The sequence below is a fragment of the Acetobacter sp. DsW_54 genome (genome assembly GCF_002153575.1).
In the GTDB taxonomy this organism is placed as follows: Bacteria; Pseudomonadota; Alphaproteobacteria; order Acetobacterales; family Acetobacteraceae; genus Acetobacter; species Acetobacter fabarum.
In genome coordinates this window covers 109,010-124,231 of record NZ_JOPD01000007.1, presented here as the reverse complement: position 1 = coordinate 124,231, position 15,222 = coordinate 109,010, and the positions used below count along the sequence as shown (strand labels likewise).

At 58.9% G+C, this 15,222-nt stretch carries 16 protein-coding genes; 5 read left to right on the top strand and 11 right to left on the bottom strand.

Annotated features, from left to right (window positions below; all coding sequences use genetic code 11):
- Nucleotides 1-2 precede the first annotated feature (2 nt).
- Both queC and HK20_RS04680 read left to right on the top strand, forming a co-directional pair.
- Nucleotides 3-731, top strand: coding sequence for a 7-cyano-7-deazaguanine synthase QueC (queC, locus tag HK20_RS04685; RefSeq protein ID WP_086645922.1), 729 nt, complete (start codon nucleotides 3-5; stop codon nucleotides 729-731).
- Nucleotides 724-1,245 (top strand): 6-carboxytetrahydropterin synthase, encoded by a 522-nt coding sequence (locus HK20_RS04680; protein WP_086645921.1) that lies wholly within the window; start codon nucleotides 724-726, stop codon nucleotides 1,243-1,245. Before queC ends, HK20_RS04680 begins: the two co-directional genes overlap by 8 nt.
- Nucleotides 1,246-1,305: 60 nt before the next feature.
- On the opposite strand, the gene HK20_RS04675 is transcribed toward HK20_RS04680, so the two are convergent.
- Nucleotides 1,306-2,805, bottom strand: coding sequence for a malate:quinone oxidoreductase (locus HK20_RS04675; RefSeq protein WP_255375215.1), 1,500 nt, complete (start codon nucleotides 2,803-2,805; stop codon nucleotides 1,306-1,308).
- 279 nt (nucleotides 2,806-3,084) lie between these two features.
- On the opposite strand from HK20_RS04675, the gene HK20_RS04670 reads away from it, so the two are divergent.
- Nucleotides 3,085-3,519 (top strand): OsmC family protein, encoded by a 435-nt coding sequence (locus HK20_RS04670; RefSeq protein ID WP_086645920.1) that lies wholly within the window; start codon nucleotides 3,085-3,087, stop codon nucleotides 3,517-3,519.
- 6 nt (nucleotides 3,520-3,525) lie between these two features.
- Here HK20_RS04670 and aroC read toward each other — a convergent pair whose 3' ends face one another.
- Both aroC and fabI read right to left on the bottom strand, forming a co-directional pair.
- Complete coding sequence (aroC, locus tag HK20_RS04665; RefSeq protein WP_086645919.1) at nucleotides 3,526-4,599, bottom strand: chorismate synthase; 1,074 nt, start codon at nucleotides 4,597-4,599, stop codon at nucleotides 3,526-3,528.
- 8 nt (nucleotides 4,600-4,607) lie between these two features.
- Entirely contained in the window at nucleotides 4,608-5,447 is an 840-nt protein-coding gene (fabI, locus tag HK20_RS04660; RefSeq protein WP_086645918.1) for an enoyl-ACP reductase FabI, read from the bottom strand.
- Between the two features lie 190 nt (nucleotides 5,448-5,637).
- On the opposite strand from fabI, the gene pdxH reads away from it, so the two are divergent.
- The gene (pdxH, locus tag HK20_RS04655; RefSeq protein ID WP_086645917.1) at nucleotides 5,638-6,276 is read left to right on the top strand and encodes a pyridoxamine 5'-phosphate oxidase; all 639 of its coding nucleotides are present in this window, start codon (nucleotides 5,638-5,640) and stop codon (nucleotides 6,274-6,276) included.
- A gap of 66 nt (nucleotides 6,277-6,342) precedes the next feature.
- Nucleotides 6,343-7,221: a universal stress protein gene (locus HK20_RS04650; RefSeq protein ID WP_086645916.1), complete on the top strand. Its 879-nt coding sequence runs from the start codon at nucleotides 6,343-6,345 to the stop codon at nucleotides 7,219-7,221.
- 30 nt (nucleotides 7,222-7,251) lie between these two features.
- Here HK20_RS04650 and HK20_RS04645 read toward each other — a convergent pair whose 3' ends face one another.
- From HK20_RS04645 to HK20_RS04610, 8 genes are read right to left on the bottom strand one after another with little or no spacing between them, the layout of a single operon-like run.
- Entirely contained in the window at nucleotides 7,252-8,058 is an 807-nt protein-coding gene (locus HK20_RS04645; protein WP_086645915.1) for an MBL fold metallo-hydrolase, read from the bottom strand.
- A gap of 18 nt (nucleotides 8,059-8,076) precedes the next feature.
- Entirely contained in the window at nucleotides 8,077-8,865 is a 789-nt protein-coding gene (locus tag HK20_RS04640; RefSeq protein ID WP_086646058.1) for a TatD family hydrolase, read from the bottom strand.
- A gap of 11 nt (nucleotides 8,866-8,876) precedes the next feature.
- Nucleotides 8,877-10,415 carry a methionine--tRNA ligase gene (gene metG / locus HK20_RS04635; protein WP_086645914.1) on the bottom strand — a complete coding sequence of 513 codons (1,539 nt, stop codon included), beginning with the start codon at nucleotides 10,413-10,415 and terminating at the stop codon, nucleotides 8,877-8,879.
- Nucleotides 10,412-11,371, bottom strand: a complete 960-nt coding sequence (locus HK20_RS04630) for a DNA polymerase III subunit delta' (RefSeq protein WP_086645913.1) — start codon at nucleotides 11,369-11,371, stop codon at nucleotides 10,412-10,414. Before HK20_RS04630 ends, metG begins: the two co-directional genes overlap by 4 nt.
- Nucleotides 11,364-12,002, bottom strand: coding sequence for a dTMP kinase (tmk, locus tag HK20_RS04625; protein WP_086645912.1), 639 nt, complete (start codon nucleotides 12,000-12,002; stop codon nucleotides 11,364-11,366). The genes HK20_RS04630 and tmk overlap by 8 nt, the downstream gene beginning before the upstream one ends.
- A gap of 3 nt (nucleotides 12,003-12,005) precedes the next feature.
- Entirely contained in the window at nucleotides 12,006-13,217 is a 1,212-nt protein-coding gene (locus HK20_RS04620) for a D-alanyl-D-alanine carboxypeptidase family protein (RefSeq protein WP_278741851.1), read from the bottom strand.
- 3 nt (nucleotides 13,218-13,220) lie between these two features.
- Nucleotides 13,221-14,072 carry an RlpA-like double-psi beta-barrel domain-containing protein gene (locus HK20_RS04615; protein WP_086645910.1) on the bottom strand — a complete coding sequence of 284 codons (852 nt, stop codon included), beginning with the start codon at nucleotides 14,070-14,072 and terminating at the stop codon, nucleotides 13,221-13,223.
- Entirely contained in the window at nucleotides 14,069-15,049 is a 981-nt protein-coding gene (locus HK20_RS04610) for a lytic transglycosylase domain-containing protein (protein ID WP_086645909.1), read from the bottom strand. The genes HK20_RS04615 and HK20_RS04610 overlap by 4 nt, the downstream gene beginning before the upstream one ends.
- Between the last annotated feature and the right edge of the window lie 173 nt (nucleotides 15,050-15,222).

Here is a 15,222-nt window from a genome sequence, read left to right as displayed (position 1 = left end):
TCATGCCCCTGTCCTCCAAGGAACAGACCGAATCCGCCCTTGTGCTTTTTTCCGGCGGGCAGGATTCCGCAACCTGTCTGGCATGGGCTCTGGCGCGCTTCAAACATGTGGAAACCGTGGGCTTTGATTACGGCCAGCGCCACGCCATTGAACTGGAATGCCGCCAGAGCATACGCGAAGGCCTTGCAGCCCTGAACCCGCAATGGAAGGAGCGCCTGGGGCCAGACCATACGCTCCCCCTGCATGCCCTAAATGATATTTCCGATACGGCGCTCACACGCGATGCCGAAATTGCCATGACCCAGAACGGCCTGCCCAATACATTTGTGCCCGGCCGTAACCTGATCTTTTTAACGTTTTCTGCGGCTCTCGCAGCCCGCAGGAGCATGCGCCACATTGTAACCGGTGTGTGCGAAACCGATTATTCCGGCTACCCCGACTGCCGCGATGACACCATAAAGGCCCTCCAAGTTGCCCTTAATCTGGGTATGGACAGCCGTTACGTCCTGCACACCCCCCTGATGTGGCTGGACAAGGCCGAAACCTGGACGTTAGCAGACGAACTGGGCGGGGAACCTCTGGTGACGCTCATCAACCATGAGAGCCATACCTGCTACATGGGGGACCGTACCGTGCGCCACGCATGGGGGTATGGCTGTGGTACCTGCCCCGCCTGCCAGCTCCGCCGCGCGGGATGGGACGCTTACATAGCAGAAGACCAACATGCCTGACCTTGTTTTTACACGCCGTTTTTCCATGGGGCACCGCCTTATTCACGGTGCCAGCGAAAGCTGCGCCCTGCCCCATGGGCACAACGAATTTGTCACCGTAAGGCTTGAACCCACCAACCCCGCCCGGTTGGATGGGCGCGGGAACATGCCTGTCTCTTTTCAAAAAGCCAAGCAGACCTGGCACCGCTTTGTGGATGAACGGCTGGACCACGCGCTCCAGCTTGCCGGGGACGACCCGCTTCTGGCGTGGTTTAAAAGACATGAACCCGCACGGGCTGCACGTATTGTGGTAACCCCCGGAGACCCGACCACCGAGTTGATGGTTTGCCTGCTCATGGCCAAGATCAACGCCTTCCTGCTGGCCGAAGGAGGCGTTTTACGCTGCTCGGAACTCAGTATTGAGGAAACACCCACCAACACAGTCAGCTTTGCAGGCAACCCGGCTGACTTTATCCCCCACACCAGCTTACAGCAGAACTGGTGGAACCGGGCGGATATGAGCATAGCCGACTAACACCGCAGCTTTTAAGCTTGCCATCCCCCACATAAACAGCATGCGGGGGATGGGCGCAGTTTACTGGGTCAGGCCAAGCACCTGCGTTGTCTTATCAAAAATTTCCTCACACATGTCGGGATGCCGGGAGAGTTTCTGTCCGAATGAGGGGATGATCTCGCGCAGCTTATCCGTCCATTCCGGCATTTTGGTGGGGAAGCATTTTTGCAGAACATTCAGCATGATCGGGGCCGCAGTGGATGCGCCCGGAGATGCCCCCAGCAATGCGGCAACGGAGCCGTCCTCGCTGGCAATGACTTCCGTACCAAATTGCAGAACACCGCCTTTGGCAGCATCTTTTTTGATAATCTGCACCCGCTGGCCTGCAACAACCAGTTCCCAGTCCTTGGCCTGCGCGTTGGGAATAAAGTCCTGCAAGGCTTTAATCCGCGCGCCCTGTGTCTGCATGACCTGCTCGATCAGGTATTTGGTCAGGGCCCAGTTATCCCGCGCAACGGCCAGCATGGGGCCAATATTATCCGCCCGCACCGAGAGCGGCAGATCCATAAGGGAGCCCTGCTTCAAAAAGCGTGTGGAAAAGCCAGCATACGGGCCAAATAGCAGCGCCGGATTGCCGTCAATCATGCGCGTATCAAGGTGCGGCACGGACATGGGTGGGGCGCCGACCGATGCCTTGCCATAAATCTTGGCGTGGTGCTGGGCAATCAGGTCCGGGTTGGTGCAGCGCAGGAACTGCCCACTGACCGGAAAACCACCAATGCCACGCGCTTCGGGTATGCCTGTTTTTTGCAGCAGGGAAAGGGCTCCCCCGCCACTGCCGATAAAGACAAAGCGGGCATTGACCTCACGCTGGGTATTTTGTCGCAGGTCACGTATTTTCAGCCGCCAGCCATCACTGCCATTGCGAGTAATGTCGCTTACTTCGTGCTGCGTATGCAGCGTGCAGGCCGGGGTGCTGGCAAGGTAGGTAAACAGCAGGCGGGTCAATGCGCCAAAGTTGACATCCGTCCCCTTGAGGCTACGGGTCAGAGCCAGCTTCTGCCCGGCAGGGCGGTCCCGCATGATCAGCGGTGCCCACTGTGTGATCTGGGCCGTATCTTCCGTGTATTCCATACCGGAGAACAGCGGATGCTGGGAAAGTGCCTCGTAGCGCTTGCGCAGGAAGGCTACGTTATCCTCCCCCCACACAAAGCTCATATGCGGGACGGGCGTTAAAAAGTTTTTGGCGGAAACAATAATCTGGCGTTCTACCAGATAGGACCAGAACTGGCGGGAAATCTGGAACTGTTCGTTTACCCCCACGGCCTTGGAAATATCCACCGTGCCATCGGCCCCCTGCGGGGTGTAATTCAGTTCGCACAGAGCGGAATGGCCGGTCCCTGCATTATTCCACGCGTTGGAGCTTTCTTCCGCAACGCTGCCCAGACGCTCAAAAACGCTGATGCTCCATTCCGGCTGGAGCTGACGCAGCAATGTCCCAAGCGTAGCGCTCATGACGCCGCCGCCGATCAGGACAACATCAACAGAAGAAGCGGTATCGGTCGTGGTGGAACTCATTATGGTCTCCGCGTTATCAGCCTCGCCCGCCGCCGCGTCTGCGCATGGAAACGGGGCCAAAGATAATAAGCCGGAATGCCCCTACTCCTCCCTGCTTGCAAGGCTTTACAGAGCGTTCACAGCCATATTGTTAAATGCAGTATAGGCACATTCCGCCCAAAACGCCTTTTCATCTCTGCGAGAGCAGGCAGCCATGCATGAACTTTATCTACCGCCCCGGCGTTCGTGCAATACGATGCCTGCACCACCACTCAGGCGAACATAAAGACGGATACAGCGCATATGAGCAGCATTATCAAACATGGCAGCGCCCATTGGGAAGGTGCAATCAAAACCGGTAAGGGCACCGTTTCCACCCAGAGTGGTGCGCTAAACCAGCAGCCTTACGGTTTTAATACCCGCTTTGAAGGGCAACCCGGCACAAACCCTGAAGAACTTCTGGGCGCTGCCCATGCGGCCTGTTTTTCCATGGCCCTGTCGCTCATTCTGGGGGATGCGGGGCTCACTGCCACCAGCATTGATACTCAGGCAGATGTCAGCCTGAGCAAAAAGGATGGGGGCTTTGAAATTACGTCCATCGCCCTGACCCTCAAGGCCAAAGTGCCCAACGCAACACAGCAGCAGTTTGCAGAGCTGGCCAACAAAGCCAAGGAAGGCTGCCCTGTTTCCAAGCTTTTCAGGGCACCCATTACGCTGGATGCCACCCTGGTCGGGTAGGAGGCGTTAGCCCCCTACCTGCCCCCGATGGCGGAGCAGATGGTCCGCAAGCACGCAGGCCATCATAGCTTCCCCCACGGGAACAGCCCGAATACCCACGCACGGGTCATGCCGTCCTTTGGTAATAACCTGTGTTTCCACCCCATCTCTGGTAATGGAGGGCACGGGGGTTAGCATGGAACTGGTGGGTTTGACGGCAAAGCGGGCCACTACGGGCTGACCGCTGGAAATACCCCCCAGCACGCCCCCGGCATGGTTGGAGCCAAATTCCAGCGTGCCGTTGCGCATGAACAGGGCATCGGCGTTTTCTGGCCCCGTTAGGGAGGCAGAGGCAAAACCATCGCCTATTTCCACCCCTTTAACGGCGTTAATGCTCATGAACGCTGCGGCAATATCCGCATCAAGCTTGCCGTAAATGGGGGCACCCAGTCCGGCAGGCACACCTTCGGCCACAATCTCGATCACGGCACCAATGGATGAGCCATCCTTGCGGATGGCTGCCAGATAGGCCGCCCAGTCTTCCACCACTCCGGGGTCGGGAGCAAAGAAGGGGTTACGCTCCACCTCCGCCCAGTCCCAGCGGGTGCGGTCAATATCCTTGGGGCCAAGCTGGACCAAAGCCCCGCGTACACGCACACCATCCCCCAGCACCTTGCGGGCAACAGCCCCTGCAGCAACGCGGCAAGCAGTCTCCCGCGCGGAAGAGCGGCCACCACCACGATAATCGCGGATACCGTATTTCAGGTCATAAACAAGGTCTGCGTGGCCGGGGCGATAGGTCTGGGCAATATCCCCATAATCGCGCGAACGCTGGTCCGTGTTTTCGATCATCAGGGAGATGGGTGTCCCCGTTGTCTGCCCTTCAAACACACCGGACAGAATGCGAACCTGGTCAGGCTCCTGCCGCTGTGTGGTAAAAGCCGACTGCCCGGGCCGCCTGCGGTCGAGAAAAGGCTGAATATCAGCTTCGCTCAATGCAATGCGTGGTGGGCAACCATCAATAACACAGCCAATCGCGGGGCCATGGCTTTCGCCCCACGTTGTAACCCGGAACATATGCCCGAAAGTATTGTAGGACACGGCTGTGTTTAGTCTCCAGCAACAGAAATATCGGGAGCGGTCGGGTTTTTCATGCCTACAATATTGTAACCACAGTCCACATGGTGCACCTCACCCGTAACACCGCGGGACAGGTCAGAGAGCATATAAAGCCCTGCCCCGCCCACTTCTTCAAGCATCACATTACGCTCGAGCGGTGCGTTGTACTGGTTCCACTTCAGAATATACCGGAAGTCCCCAATACCGCTGGCGGCAAGCGTTTTAACCGGCCCGGCGGAAACAGCATTCACGCGAATACCATCAGACCCGAGATCCGCAGCCATGTAACGCACGGAAGCCTCAAGCGCTGCCTTGGCCACACCCATAACGTTGTAATGCGGCATAACACGCTCTGCCCCCAGGTAGCTGAGCGTCAGCAGCGAGCCGCCGTTCTTCATCAGCCCTGCGGCGCGGCGTGCAACTGCCGTGAAGGAGTAGCACGAAATATCCAGCGCGGTCAGGAATGCGGCACGGGGGGTGTCCACATAGCGCCCGCGCAGGAACTGCTTGTCTGCCCAGCCAATGGCATGAACAACAAAGTCAAGCTCGCCCCATTCACGTTCGATCGTGGCAAATGTTTCGTCTATGGCGGCATCATCGGTCACGTCGCATGGCAGGACCAGCTTGGCACCAACACTTTCTGCCAAAGGCTGTACGCGCTTGCCCAACGCCTCGCCCTGATAGGTAAATGCCAGTTCGCCCCCCTGTGCGGCCACTGCGGATGCAATGCCCCATGCAAGAGAGCGGTCATTGGCAACACCCATCACCAGACCTTTTTTGCCCTTCATCAGCGTACCTTTTGCGGGCAGCTCGGCGTTGGGAGAAGACATGTGGGAACCTCAACCTACTTGTTTCGGAAAAAATTCTGGGTTTTCTGTAGGCGTGGTCGCATACACCGGCGCGTGAAACAAGCCCAAACACGCATGGACACGCTTTAAACTCGTATCCGGCAGGAGTATGGAATCACACAGGAAAGCGCGCGCAGCCCCTTTCCATGACATTTAGACAAGAGTCCGAACCATGCCGGAAACAGACCCAGCCGCCCCCACTGTCCCCTTTGTTGATCATCCCCTGATCGACCTGAGTGCAGACCCGTTCGCACTCTTTGACGCATGGATGCAAGACGCCGAAAAATCAGAACCCTGTGACCCCAATGCCATGGTGCTCGCCACGGCCACAGCCGATGGCCGCCCCTCCGCACGGATTGTTCTGCTTAAAGGGCATGACCACAGGGGCTTTGTCTTTTACACCAACATGTTCAGCCGCAAGGGGCGCGAGCTTGAGGCCAACCCCTGTGCGGCCCTGCTGTTCCATTGGAAGAGCCTGCGCCGCCAGATCCGAATCGAAGGGAACATAACACCGGTCTCCCCCGAAGAAGCTGACGCCTATTTTGCGAGTCGGAGCCGTATGTCCCAGCTTGGGGCCATTGCCTCCGACCAGTCCCGCCCGCTGGCCGACCGTGACATTTTTGAACAGCGCCTGAAAAACGCAGAAAAGGAATTTGGCAACGGCCCCATTCCCCGCCCCACGAACTGGTCGGGCTACCGGGTCAGCCCGCAGCATTTTGAATTCTGGCAGGAACGCCCATACCGCCTGCATGATCGGGCCATATGGGAACACCACGGGAACGGATGGGACGTAACGCGGTTATATCCATAAGCGATCACGCCGAATCTTTGCACCCTTCAGCGCGCCGCGCGCACAGATATTTAAAGGAGCGACACAATGAAAGACGTCCGCAAAATTCTGCTTCCACTCCCCAGCACGTCCAATGCCGAGGCCGCTCTGGTACGTGGCGGCAATTTTGCCCGCCGCTTTGGCGCGCACCTTGCCGTCCTGCACGTACGCCCCGATGGGCGGGACATTGCTCCACTGGCCGGTGAGGGCATGTCCGGCGCCATGGTGGAAGACCTGATGCGCTCGGCTGACCAAGAAAGTGCTCGCCATGCCCATGACGTGCACACACTGTTCGAGCGCTACACCGCCGCCAACCCCGACATAAAGGTTGTGCCCCTGCACAGCGCCTACCCCGATGATGCCCCAAGCATCAGCTTTACCGTGGTCCGTGGTGCGGAAAGCGAGATCATTCCCGCGCAGGCTCGCCTGTCGGACTTCACTCTGGTGCCACACCCCGATTCCGGTGATGAGGTATCCTCTTCCGAAACACTACACGCCGTTCTGTTTGATAGCGGGCGCCCCGTGGTAATGGCCCCCCGTACCGCTCCGGTCGGGCTGATCAAGCGTGTCTGTATTGGCTGGAATGGCACGGCTGAGTCCTCCTCCGCCCTGCGTGGTGCCTTGGCCTGGGCACAAACGGCCGAAGCCGTGCGGGTGCTGCACTGCGGGGACTACCAGCGCCGTGGCCCCAGCGCAAAAGACGTGGTGGAGTATCTGGCAGCCCACGGCATCAAGGCCGATGCCGTTGAGTTTCAGCCTGTTGAGCGTGATGTCGGGAAAGGGCTGCTGGCAGCCTGCCGCGAGTTTGATGCCGATATGCTGGCTATGGGAGCTTATTCACACTCCCGCCTGCGCCAGCTCATTCTGGGTGGTGTTACCCGCCACGTGCTGGAAAGCGCTGACATTACAGTGCTGATGAGCCGCTAGACCGCTCCTGTGTAAAACAGCCTGCCCTCCTCACCCCGCGTGGGGAGGGTGAGGGAGTTCAAAGCTCATGCCGTCCCATGCGGCTTCAACCCCGGGGGGAAGGTGTTCACGCATCCAGCCCCAATCCATTTCTGCTCCCATATGGGTCAGAATAACGCGCTCTGGCTGAATCAGGGCTTTCCATTCCAGCACCCGGTCGAGCCAGGCATGCGCGCCATGTGGTGTTTTTTGAAAACAGTCCACCATCCATGTACGGACGCCACGCAGACACGCGACAGACTGTTCGGGCAGTTCCACCACATCCGTACTATAGGCAAACGTCCCACACCGTAGTCCCGTGGACGTGACGTAACCGTGGTTCTGTTCAAACAGGGTAAAGGCGTATCCGCCAATATTGACCTGTTCTCCCCACAGAATGGGTTGGGCATCCAGCACCGCCCGAAAAAAATACGGCGTTGTGTGGGGTTTGAAAACGTAAGCAAACCGCTCCTGCAACTCCCCCAGCACTTCTGCGGTACCGTATGCGGTAATGGCCTTGCCAATCTGGCGGTTAATGCCCCTTAACTCGTCCAGACCAGAAACATGGTCCGCATGGGTATGGGTGTAGATTACGTTCTCGAACGCGCTAATACCATGTGCAAGCAACTGGGCGCGCAGGTCTGGCCCGGTATCGACCAGAACGCCGCATCCATCTTCCATCCGCAAAAAAATGGATGCACGGCTACGCCTGTTGCGGGGTTCAGCCGGGTCGCACGCGCCCCACTGGCCATGCCCGTCTGGCCCACCGAGTGCAGGCACGCCAGATGACCCACCACACCCAAGCACACTGACCTTCATACCCGGCTTACTCCCGCTTTAGCGCACCTTACGAAACAACCTGTGGAAGTTCTGCGTTGTCTGCTCGGCAAATGCAGCCACATCCATCCCCCGCTCCTGCGCAATGCGGCGCGCTGTATGCGCCACAAATGCAGGCTGGTTCCGTTTACCCCGCTGCGGCACAGGGGCCAGATAAGGGGCATCTGTTTCCACCAGAATACGCTCTATGGGCAGGTCACGCGCAACACTGCGGACTTCCTCACATTTGGGGAAGGTCGCAATGCCGGAAAAACTGACATACCCACCAAGGGCCACCACCCGGCTGGCCAGTTCGGGGCCAGAGGCAAAGCAGTGAAGCAGGATGGGAAAAGCACCCTGAGCGCTCTCATCCTCCAGAATGGCCGCCACATCCGCATCAGCCTGCCGAGCGTGGATGATAACGGGGATCTCCAGCGCACGGGCAGCCTGAATATGCCTGCGAAAGCTCTCCTGCTGGAGCGGACGAACTCCTTCCTGCCCATGGAAGTAGTCCAGCCCTGTCTCCCCTATGCCAATCACTTCGGGGGTGTCGGCCAGTGTTACAATATCCTGCACCTGCGGTACCGGGGCTTCTTCCACATGGTCGGGGTGCGTGCCAATTGTGCACCATATCCGCATATCCGGGCGGGCAAACTGCGTCAGGCGCTTCTGCTCCCCCGCATTGGACAGGCGTGTGCCAATGGTAACCATGCCGCCCAGCCCCGCCTCTTGGGCAGCATCAAGCAGGGCGGGCAGTTCCTCGTCCGAAAAATGATCAAGATGGCAATGGGAGTCGATCAGCCCGGGCATGGTGACATCGCTCATGACTGTTCCGGCTCAACATAACGGGGGAAGATACCCTGCGGGGCGGGCAGTTGCCGCCCACCGGGCAGAGCCACCTCAAGGGCTGCGAAGGTCCGTTCGTCCTGCGTCACACCAAGCTGGTCGAGCATACGGGCCATGCTGTCCGGCATAAAGGGCTGGAGCACGGTGGCAATTCCGCGTAGGGCATCCAGCAGAACACGCAGCACATCCGCCATGCGCTCCACATCGGTCTTGCGCAGCGCCCATGGGGCCTGATGGTCGATATAGGCGTTACAGGCGCGAATGACCTTCCACACATCTTCCAGCGCATCGGTAAGCGCACAGCGCTCAAACTGCGCGGCCAGCAGTTGCGGCAGAACCACAACCTGCCCCAGAAGCTTTTCATCCTCTTCCGTCAGCGTCCGGCGTTCTGGCAGAATACCGCCACAGTTCCGCGCGACCAGAGAGAGGGTCCGCTGCGCCAGATTACCCAGATCGTTGGCAAGTTCCACGTTATTGCGTGTGATCAGCGCCTTGCGGGACAGATCACTATCCCCGCCAAAGGGGACCTCCCGCAGCACAAAAAAGCGAACCGCATCCAGTCCGAACTCTGCAACCAGTTCCCTGGGGTCCACCACGTTGCCCAAAGACTTGCTCATCTTCTGGCCTTCGATGGTCCACCAGCCGTTGGCAAAAACCTTTTTGGGCAGTTCAATACCCGCAGCCATAAGGAAGGCAGGCCAGTAAATGGCATGGAAGCGTGCAATATCCTTACCCACAAGGTGCAGGCTGGCAGGCCAGTATGCCATGCGGGGGGCGTCTGCATCCGGGTAGCCCAGCGCACTCAGGTAATTGGCCAGCGCATCAAACCACACATACATGACGTGCTGCTCATCACCGGGAACGGGAATACCCCATTTAAAGCTGGTACGGCTGATGGACAGGTTACGCAGGCCCTGTTTGACAAAACTGATGATCTCGTTGCGCGCACCATGCGGGCCTAAAAACTCGGGGTGCTGCTCATACAGTTCGAGCAGACGGTCCTGATAGTCGGACAGACGGAAGAAGTAGGATGGCTCCTTGACCCACTCTACCGGCGCGCCGGTAGGGGCAACCTTTTTACCGTCCGGCCCTGCGACCAGTTCATCTTCGCCATAAAAACATTCATCACGCAGGGCGTACCAGCCCTCGTACGCATCCAGATAAATAGCGCCGTTATCCGCAACCTTGCGCCACAGGGCCTGCGCGCTGGCAATGTGCCGGGGCTCGGTCGTGCGGATAAAATCATCGTAGGAAATGGCCATGGCATCGGCCATGGCGCGGAAATTGGCCGAAACGTTATCCGCAAATGCCTTGGGGGCAACGCCTGCCGCCTGCGCGGCCTGCTCCACTTTTTGCCCGTGCTCGTCCGTGCCCGTCAGAAAAAAGACATCATCCCCCGCCAGACGATGAAAACGCGCCATAACATCCGCTGCAATGGACGTGTAGGCGTGGCCGATATGCGGTGCTCCGTTCACGTAATAAATGGGGGTAGTCACATAGAAACGACGGGTCATTCTGGGCTCGCAATCGTCATGGCTTCAATTAGGGCTTCCTGTTTATCCAGATTAAAGCGTTCCGTCTCGGTGTGAACGCGCATAATCTGCTCCCATGCAGCAGCAAGGGCCATACACTGGCGGTTTCCTGCCTTTGCAGCCTGGCGTGCCGTGCTTTGCAACTGGTCCGCCAACAGGGCAAAGAAAAGGCTGAAACCGTAATCCTTGCGTAAAACGGCCTCTGCAATTTCGTAACCCCGCAGGGGGGGCACTCCCTGTAACACCTCGGCAACCAGAGCGGCCATGTTACCGCCTGTGTCTGCCAACAATGCCACAGCCTTGCCCGGCGCTCCATGTGATTGTGACACAATCCGTGCAAAATCCTGCGTGGGCAGGTCCGGCCACAAAAGCTGGAGCACACGCTGCATAGCCGCATCTGGCAAGGGGGAAAGCTCAAGCCTGCGGCACCGGCTACGGATGGTTGGCAACAGCCGCCCCGGTGCGGAACTGGTCAGAAACAGCACAGTGGCGGGCGGCGGCTCCTCCAGAATTTTCAGCACAGCGTTAGCCGCGCTGCGGTTCATCCATTCCGCGCCATCCACAATAACAACACGCCAGCCCCCTTCGGCTGCCGTCCGGCGCAAAAAAGCGTTAATCGGGCGCACATCATCGGCAACAATTTCCTGCCGGTAGCGTTGCTTTTTTTCATCATACCCGCGCTCCACCACCAGCAGATCGGCATGACTGGCGGCAGAAATACGGCGGGCAACCGGGTTTTCCGCTTCCATGCCACCCAGCAGGATACGGGCCAGGGTAAAAGCAAACGTAGCCTTGCCAACACCGGGCGGCCCGCTCACCAACCAGGCGTGGGGCATACGGCCTTTGGCAAGAGCCCCCCTGAACAATGCCAGTTCAGCCTCATGCCCCTGCAACTGAAGCGAAGCTATGCGGGGGGACAGGCCGGACGCATCAGACATGGGGCAATCTGGGCAAAATTTCCTTCATGATCAGGCTGCTCACGGCCTCCTGACTATGATTGGCGGTTGTAATGCACTTTACGCGCTCAGGCTGCTGATCCGCTATTGCCATAAACCCTGCGGCAATACGGGCGTGGAAGGCTTCATCCGCCTTTTCGTAGCGGTCTGTGGGCACTCCGCGTACGGCCAGCCTCTGCCGTGTGATCTCCCTTGGTGCCTGCAGCAGAAAGGTCATATCCGGCATCAGCCCCAACTGGGCCTGCAACGCGGCAATCAGGTCCAGAATAGCAGGCTGCCCCTCCGCCCGGCCGTAGCCCTGATACGCCATGGTCGAGTCCGTAAAACGGTCACACAGCACAATCTGCCCTTCTGCCAGAGCAGGGCGGATAACCGTATCCACATGGTCAAACCGTGCAGCAAAATGCGTCAGTATCTCGGCACGGAGGGACAGGGGGTTTTTGCCAAACAGCAGTAGCTGCCGCAAGTCTTCCGCACCCGCGGAACCGCCCGGTTCCCGCGTAGCCAGCACCCTATACCCGTGCGATTGCAGGGCATCCCTGAGCAGGCGGAGCTGCGTGGACTTGCCAACGCCCTCCCCGCCCTCAAGCGTTATGAACAGACCAGACTGCATGGCTTAAAGGTGCAGCCGTCGGGCCGCCCGGCCGAGCAGTCCAAGCGCAGGCACCGCCTGCCCTGCCACAAGCGGAATACTGGCTTTTCTACCGCCGGGCAGAACCACGCTCAACTGCCCGACAACCTGCCCTTCGCTCACAGGGGCAATAAGTGGGCTGTCATAGTCTATGGCCACATGCGTGCTGTTCTTCCAGCCATGTGGCAACAGCATCTTGAACTCCTGAGCAGCAACCAGAGGCACGGTCTGGCTCGCCCCCATCCAGACAGGGGCCTGCTCTACAATCTCACCTTTGTTGATGATCTGGGCGGTTTCAAAATTCGCAAATGCCCAGCCCATCAGGCGCTCGCCTTCGCGCCCGCGGGCGCCATCACTCGGCAGGCCGTTAATAGCCATGACAACCCGCCGCCCATCCCGCTCGGAAGAGGCGCACAGACCAAACCCACCAGCATCCGTGTGGCCGGTCTTAAGGCCATCAGCCAGACCTTTGACCACCAGACTGTTGCGATTTTCCTGATGAATTTTGTTAAAGACGAACTCTTTTTCCGAAAAGAAATGATAATATTCGGGAAAATCATGGATCAGGCGCAACGCCAGATACGCCACATCCCGCGCGGACATGTAATGATTTTCCGCAGGCCATCCGGTTGCATTCATGAAGTGCGAATTGGTCAGCCCCAGCTTGGCTGCCGTATCATTCATCAGCGCAACAAACTGTTCCTGAGAACCGGAAATCCCTTCGGAGAGCACAATACACGCATCATTGCCGGACTGGATAACCATGCCCTGAATAAGGTCCTGCACCGCAACGCTCTGCCCCAGCGGGACGAACATTTTGGACCCCTGCATGCGCCACGCGCGCTCGCTAACCGGCAGCATCTGGTCGAGCTTGAGCCGCCCTGCGCGCAGCATGCCAAATGTGACATAAGCCGTCATCATCTTGGTCAGGGAAGAAGGCGGCATGCGCTCATCCGCATTTTTTTCCAGCACGGCAGCACCGCTGCCATAATCCAGAATACAGGCCCAGCGCGCCATTGTATCCACCGGCCCTACGGGCGTGGTGGCTGGCGTTTCGGGCACGGTCGCGGCGGGTGCCTCGGGCGCAGCCGAAGGGGCAGCCCCGTGCCGGGGGCGCGCCACCGCACCCCCTACAAAGCTACCAGAAAAAAGGGCAGCGCCCCCTGCGAGTAAAAACCGTCGAGTCTGCAAAGCTATTCCCTATTCGACGACGATGTGAGAACCATTAAAACCATTTGCCAGCGCCCGCTTAAGGGCTGCGTCTGCGGCACTTATAGTCGCAAACGGCCCCTGACGGACAGCCCACATCATGCTTTGGCCAGACATAACGGGCCTGACCACACCACCATGGCCGCCAGCCTGCATGACCGCAGCGGAGCGGGATGTAAAATCCATTGTCTCTACCCAAAGCATGCCCGGAGCCGCATAACCCTGCGCATAAGCCACCGGCAGATCCACCAGCTTTACGCCGGTGGATTCAGGGGTACTCTCTACCCCACCACCTACGGCCACGACCGAAACACCGCCATTCCCGCCAAGGCTGGACTGAACAACCTGCTCGCGTGGCGCTGCCGCAATTTGCAGGGCAACCCCACCGGGCAGGGTTTCCGCCAACTGGCGGCTGGCAACTTCATCTTCCACAATCCGAACCTGTGCTGGCCCTGCCCCCATGCCAAGCAGATTGGCCGCCTGCGTGGACAAAGCCAGCGCACGGCCCATTTGCGCAGGGCCACGGTCGTTTACCCTTACACGCACCTGCCGCCCGTTTTCCAGATTGGTCACGGTAACAATGGCAGGCAACTGGAGTGTGGGGTGGCTGGCCGTCATTGTGGCCATGCTGCGCACCTCACCATCGGCGGTCAGCTCCCCTTCACGCCCATCCTGACGTATGGCAAGGCCGGTTCCCTGCCAGGCAAACTCCTCCCGCGGGTAAAACCACTGGCCCGGCACATGCCATGCGGCCCCAACCGTATAATGCACATCCGAATGGGGTATAGGTGCCGGAGTACACGACGCCAGCAGCAGACAGCCCCAGAAAACGACTTTTTTCACGTTATGGCATCACCCAGAAGCCCTACGGCCAATGCATAAAAATCTGATGGATTGTACCGTCGGATCACGTTGAAATTGTGGTAAACAATAAAGGCCTCGCCCCCCGGCCCATCAGGGCGGATCACCGCCCCCTCCTGCACGGAGGCATCAAACTCTCCAGCACGGGGCCTTACTCCGTGCTGCTCCCACCATGCAAGCGGTCTTACGTGGTTGCGGCCAAGAAGGGACTGCTCCAGAGCATCGGGCAGTACAACGCCCTCCCCCCATGGTTGCCCGGCCTGCCAGCCACACCGGGCCAGATAGTTGGCAATGGAGGCAAAAACATCGCCCTCATTATGCCAGATATCCGCCCGCCCACCTGCGGGGTAACTGGCCGCGTAACGCATATAGGCACTGGGCATAAACTGCGGCTGTCCCATGGCCCCCGCATAACTGCCGAGCATATGGGCCGGGGCCACTCCGGCCTGTTCCACCACATGGAGCGCCTTGAGCAGTTCGGTGCGGAAAAAGCTGGCGCGGCGGCCATCATACGCCAGCGTTGCCAGCGCATCGATCACCGAGAACTTACCCATGCGGGTGCCATATGCGGATTCCAGCCCCCATATGCCCGCAATGGCGCCCTGAGCAACACCGTAAAGCCGGCTGATCCGCCCCAGCAGCTCTGCGCGCTGCTGAATGGCGGCCAGACCATCATTCAGTTTTTTCTCGCTCAGAACGCGGTCTTTATACTGCGCCCATGTCAGGGTGAATTCCGGCTGGTGCCTGTCCGCCTGCAAAACCTTGGGGTTCGGGACATGCAACGGTGCCAGTGCCTGCGCAACCACGGAGGCAGAAACACCCTGCCCCACAGCTTCCCGCCTGACCCCGGCCAAAAACGCAGCATAGCTGCCGGTCGCACCCTGCGCTGCATTGCGCGCACAAACAGGTGAGGCCACCAGCAAAGCGCCCCCCCCAAGCAAAAGTTTTCTACGTAACATGAGGCACGATCCGCTTTGCAGACGACACAGGCAAACACACTATCCTGCTTTTGCATGCCTGTCAGGCCGTGTTGTCCGCTTTAATCCATGCCAGAACTCCGGCTAACCATATGCAATGCCGGTTTTTATACGCATCTCCCCAAAACTTGACAGGAGACGCTTAAAAGAGCCTG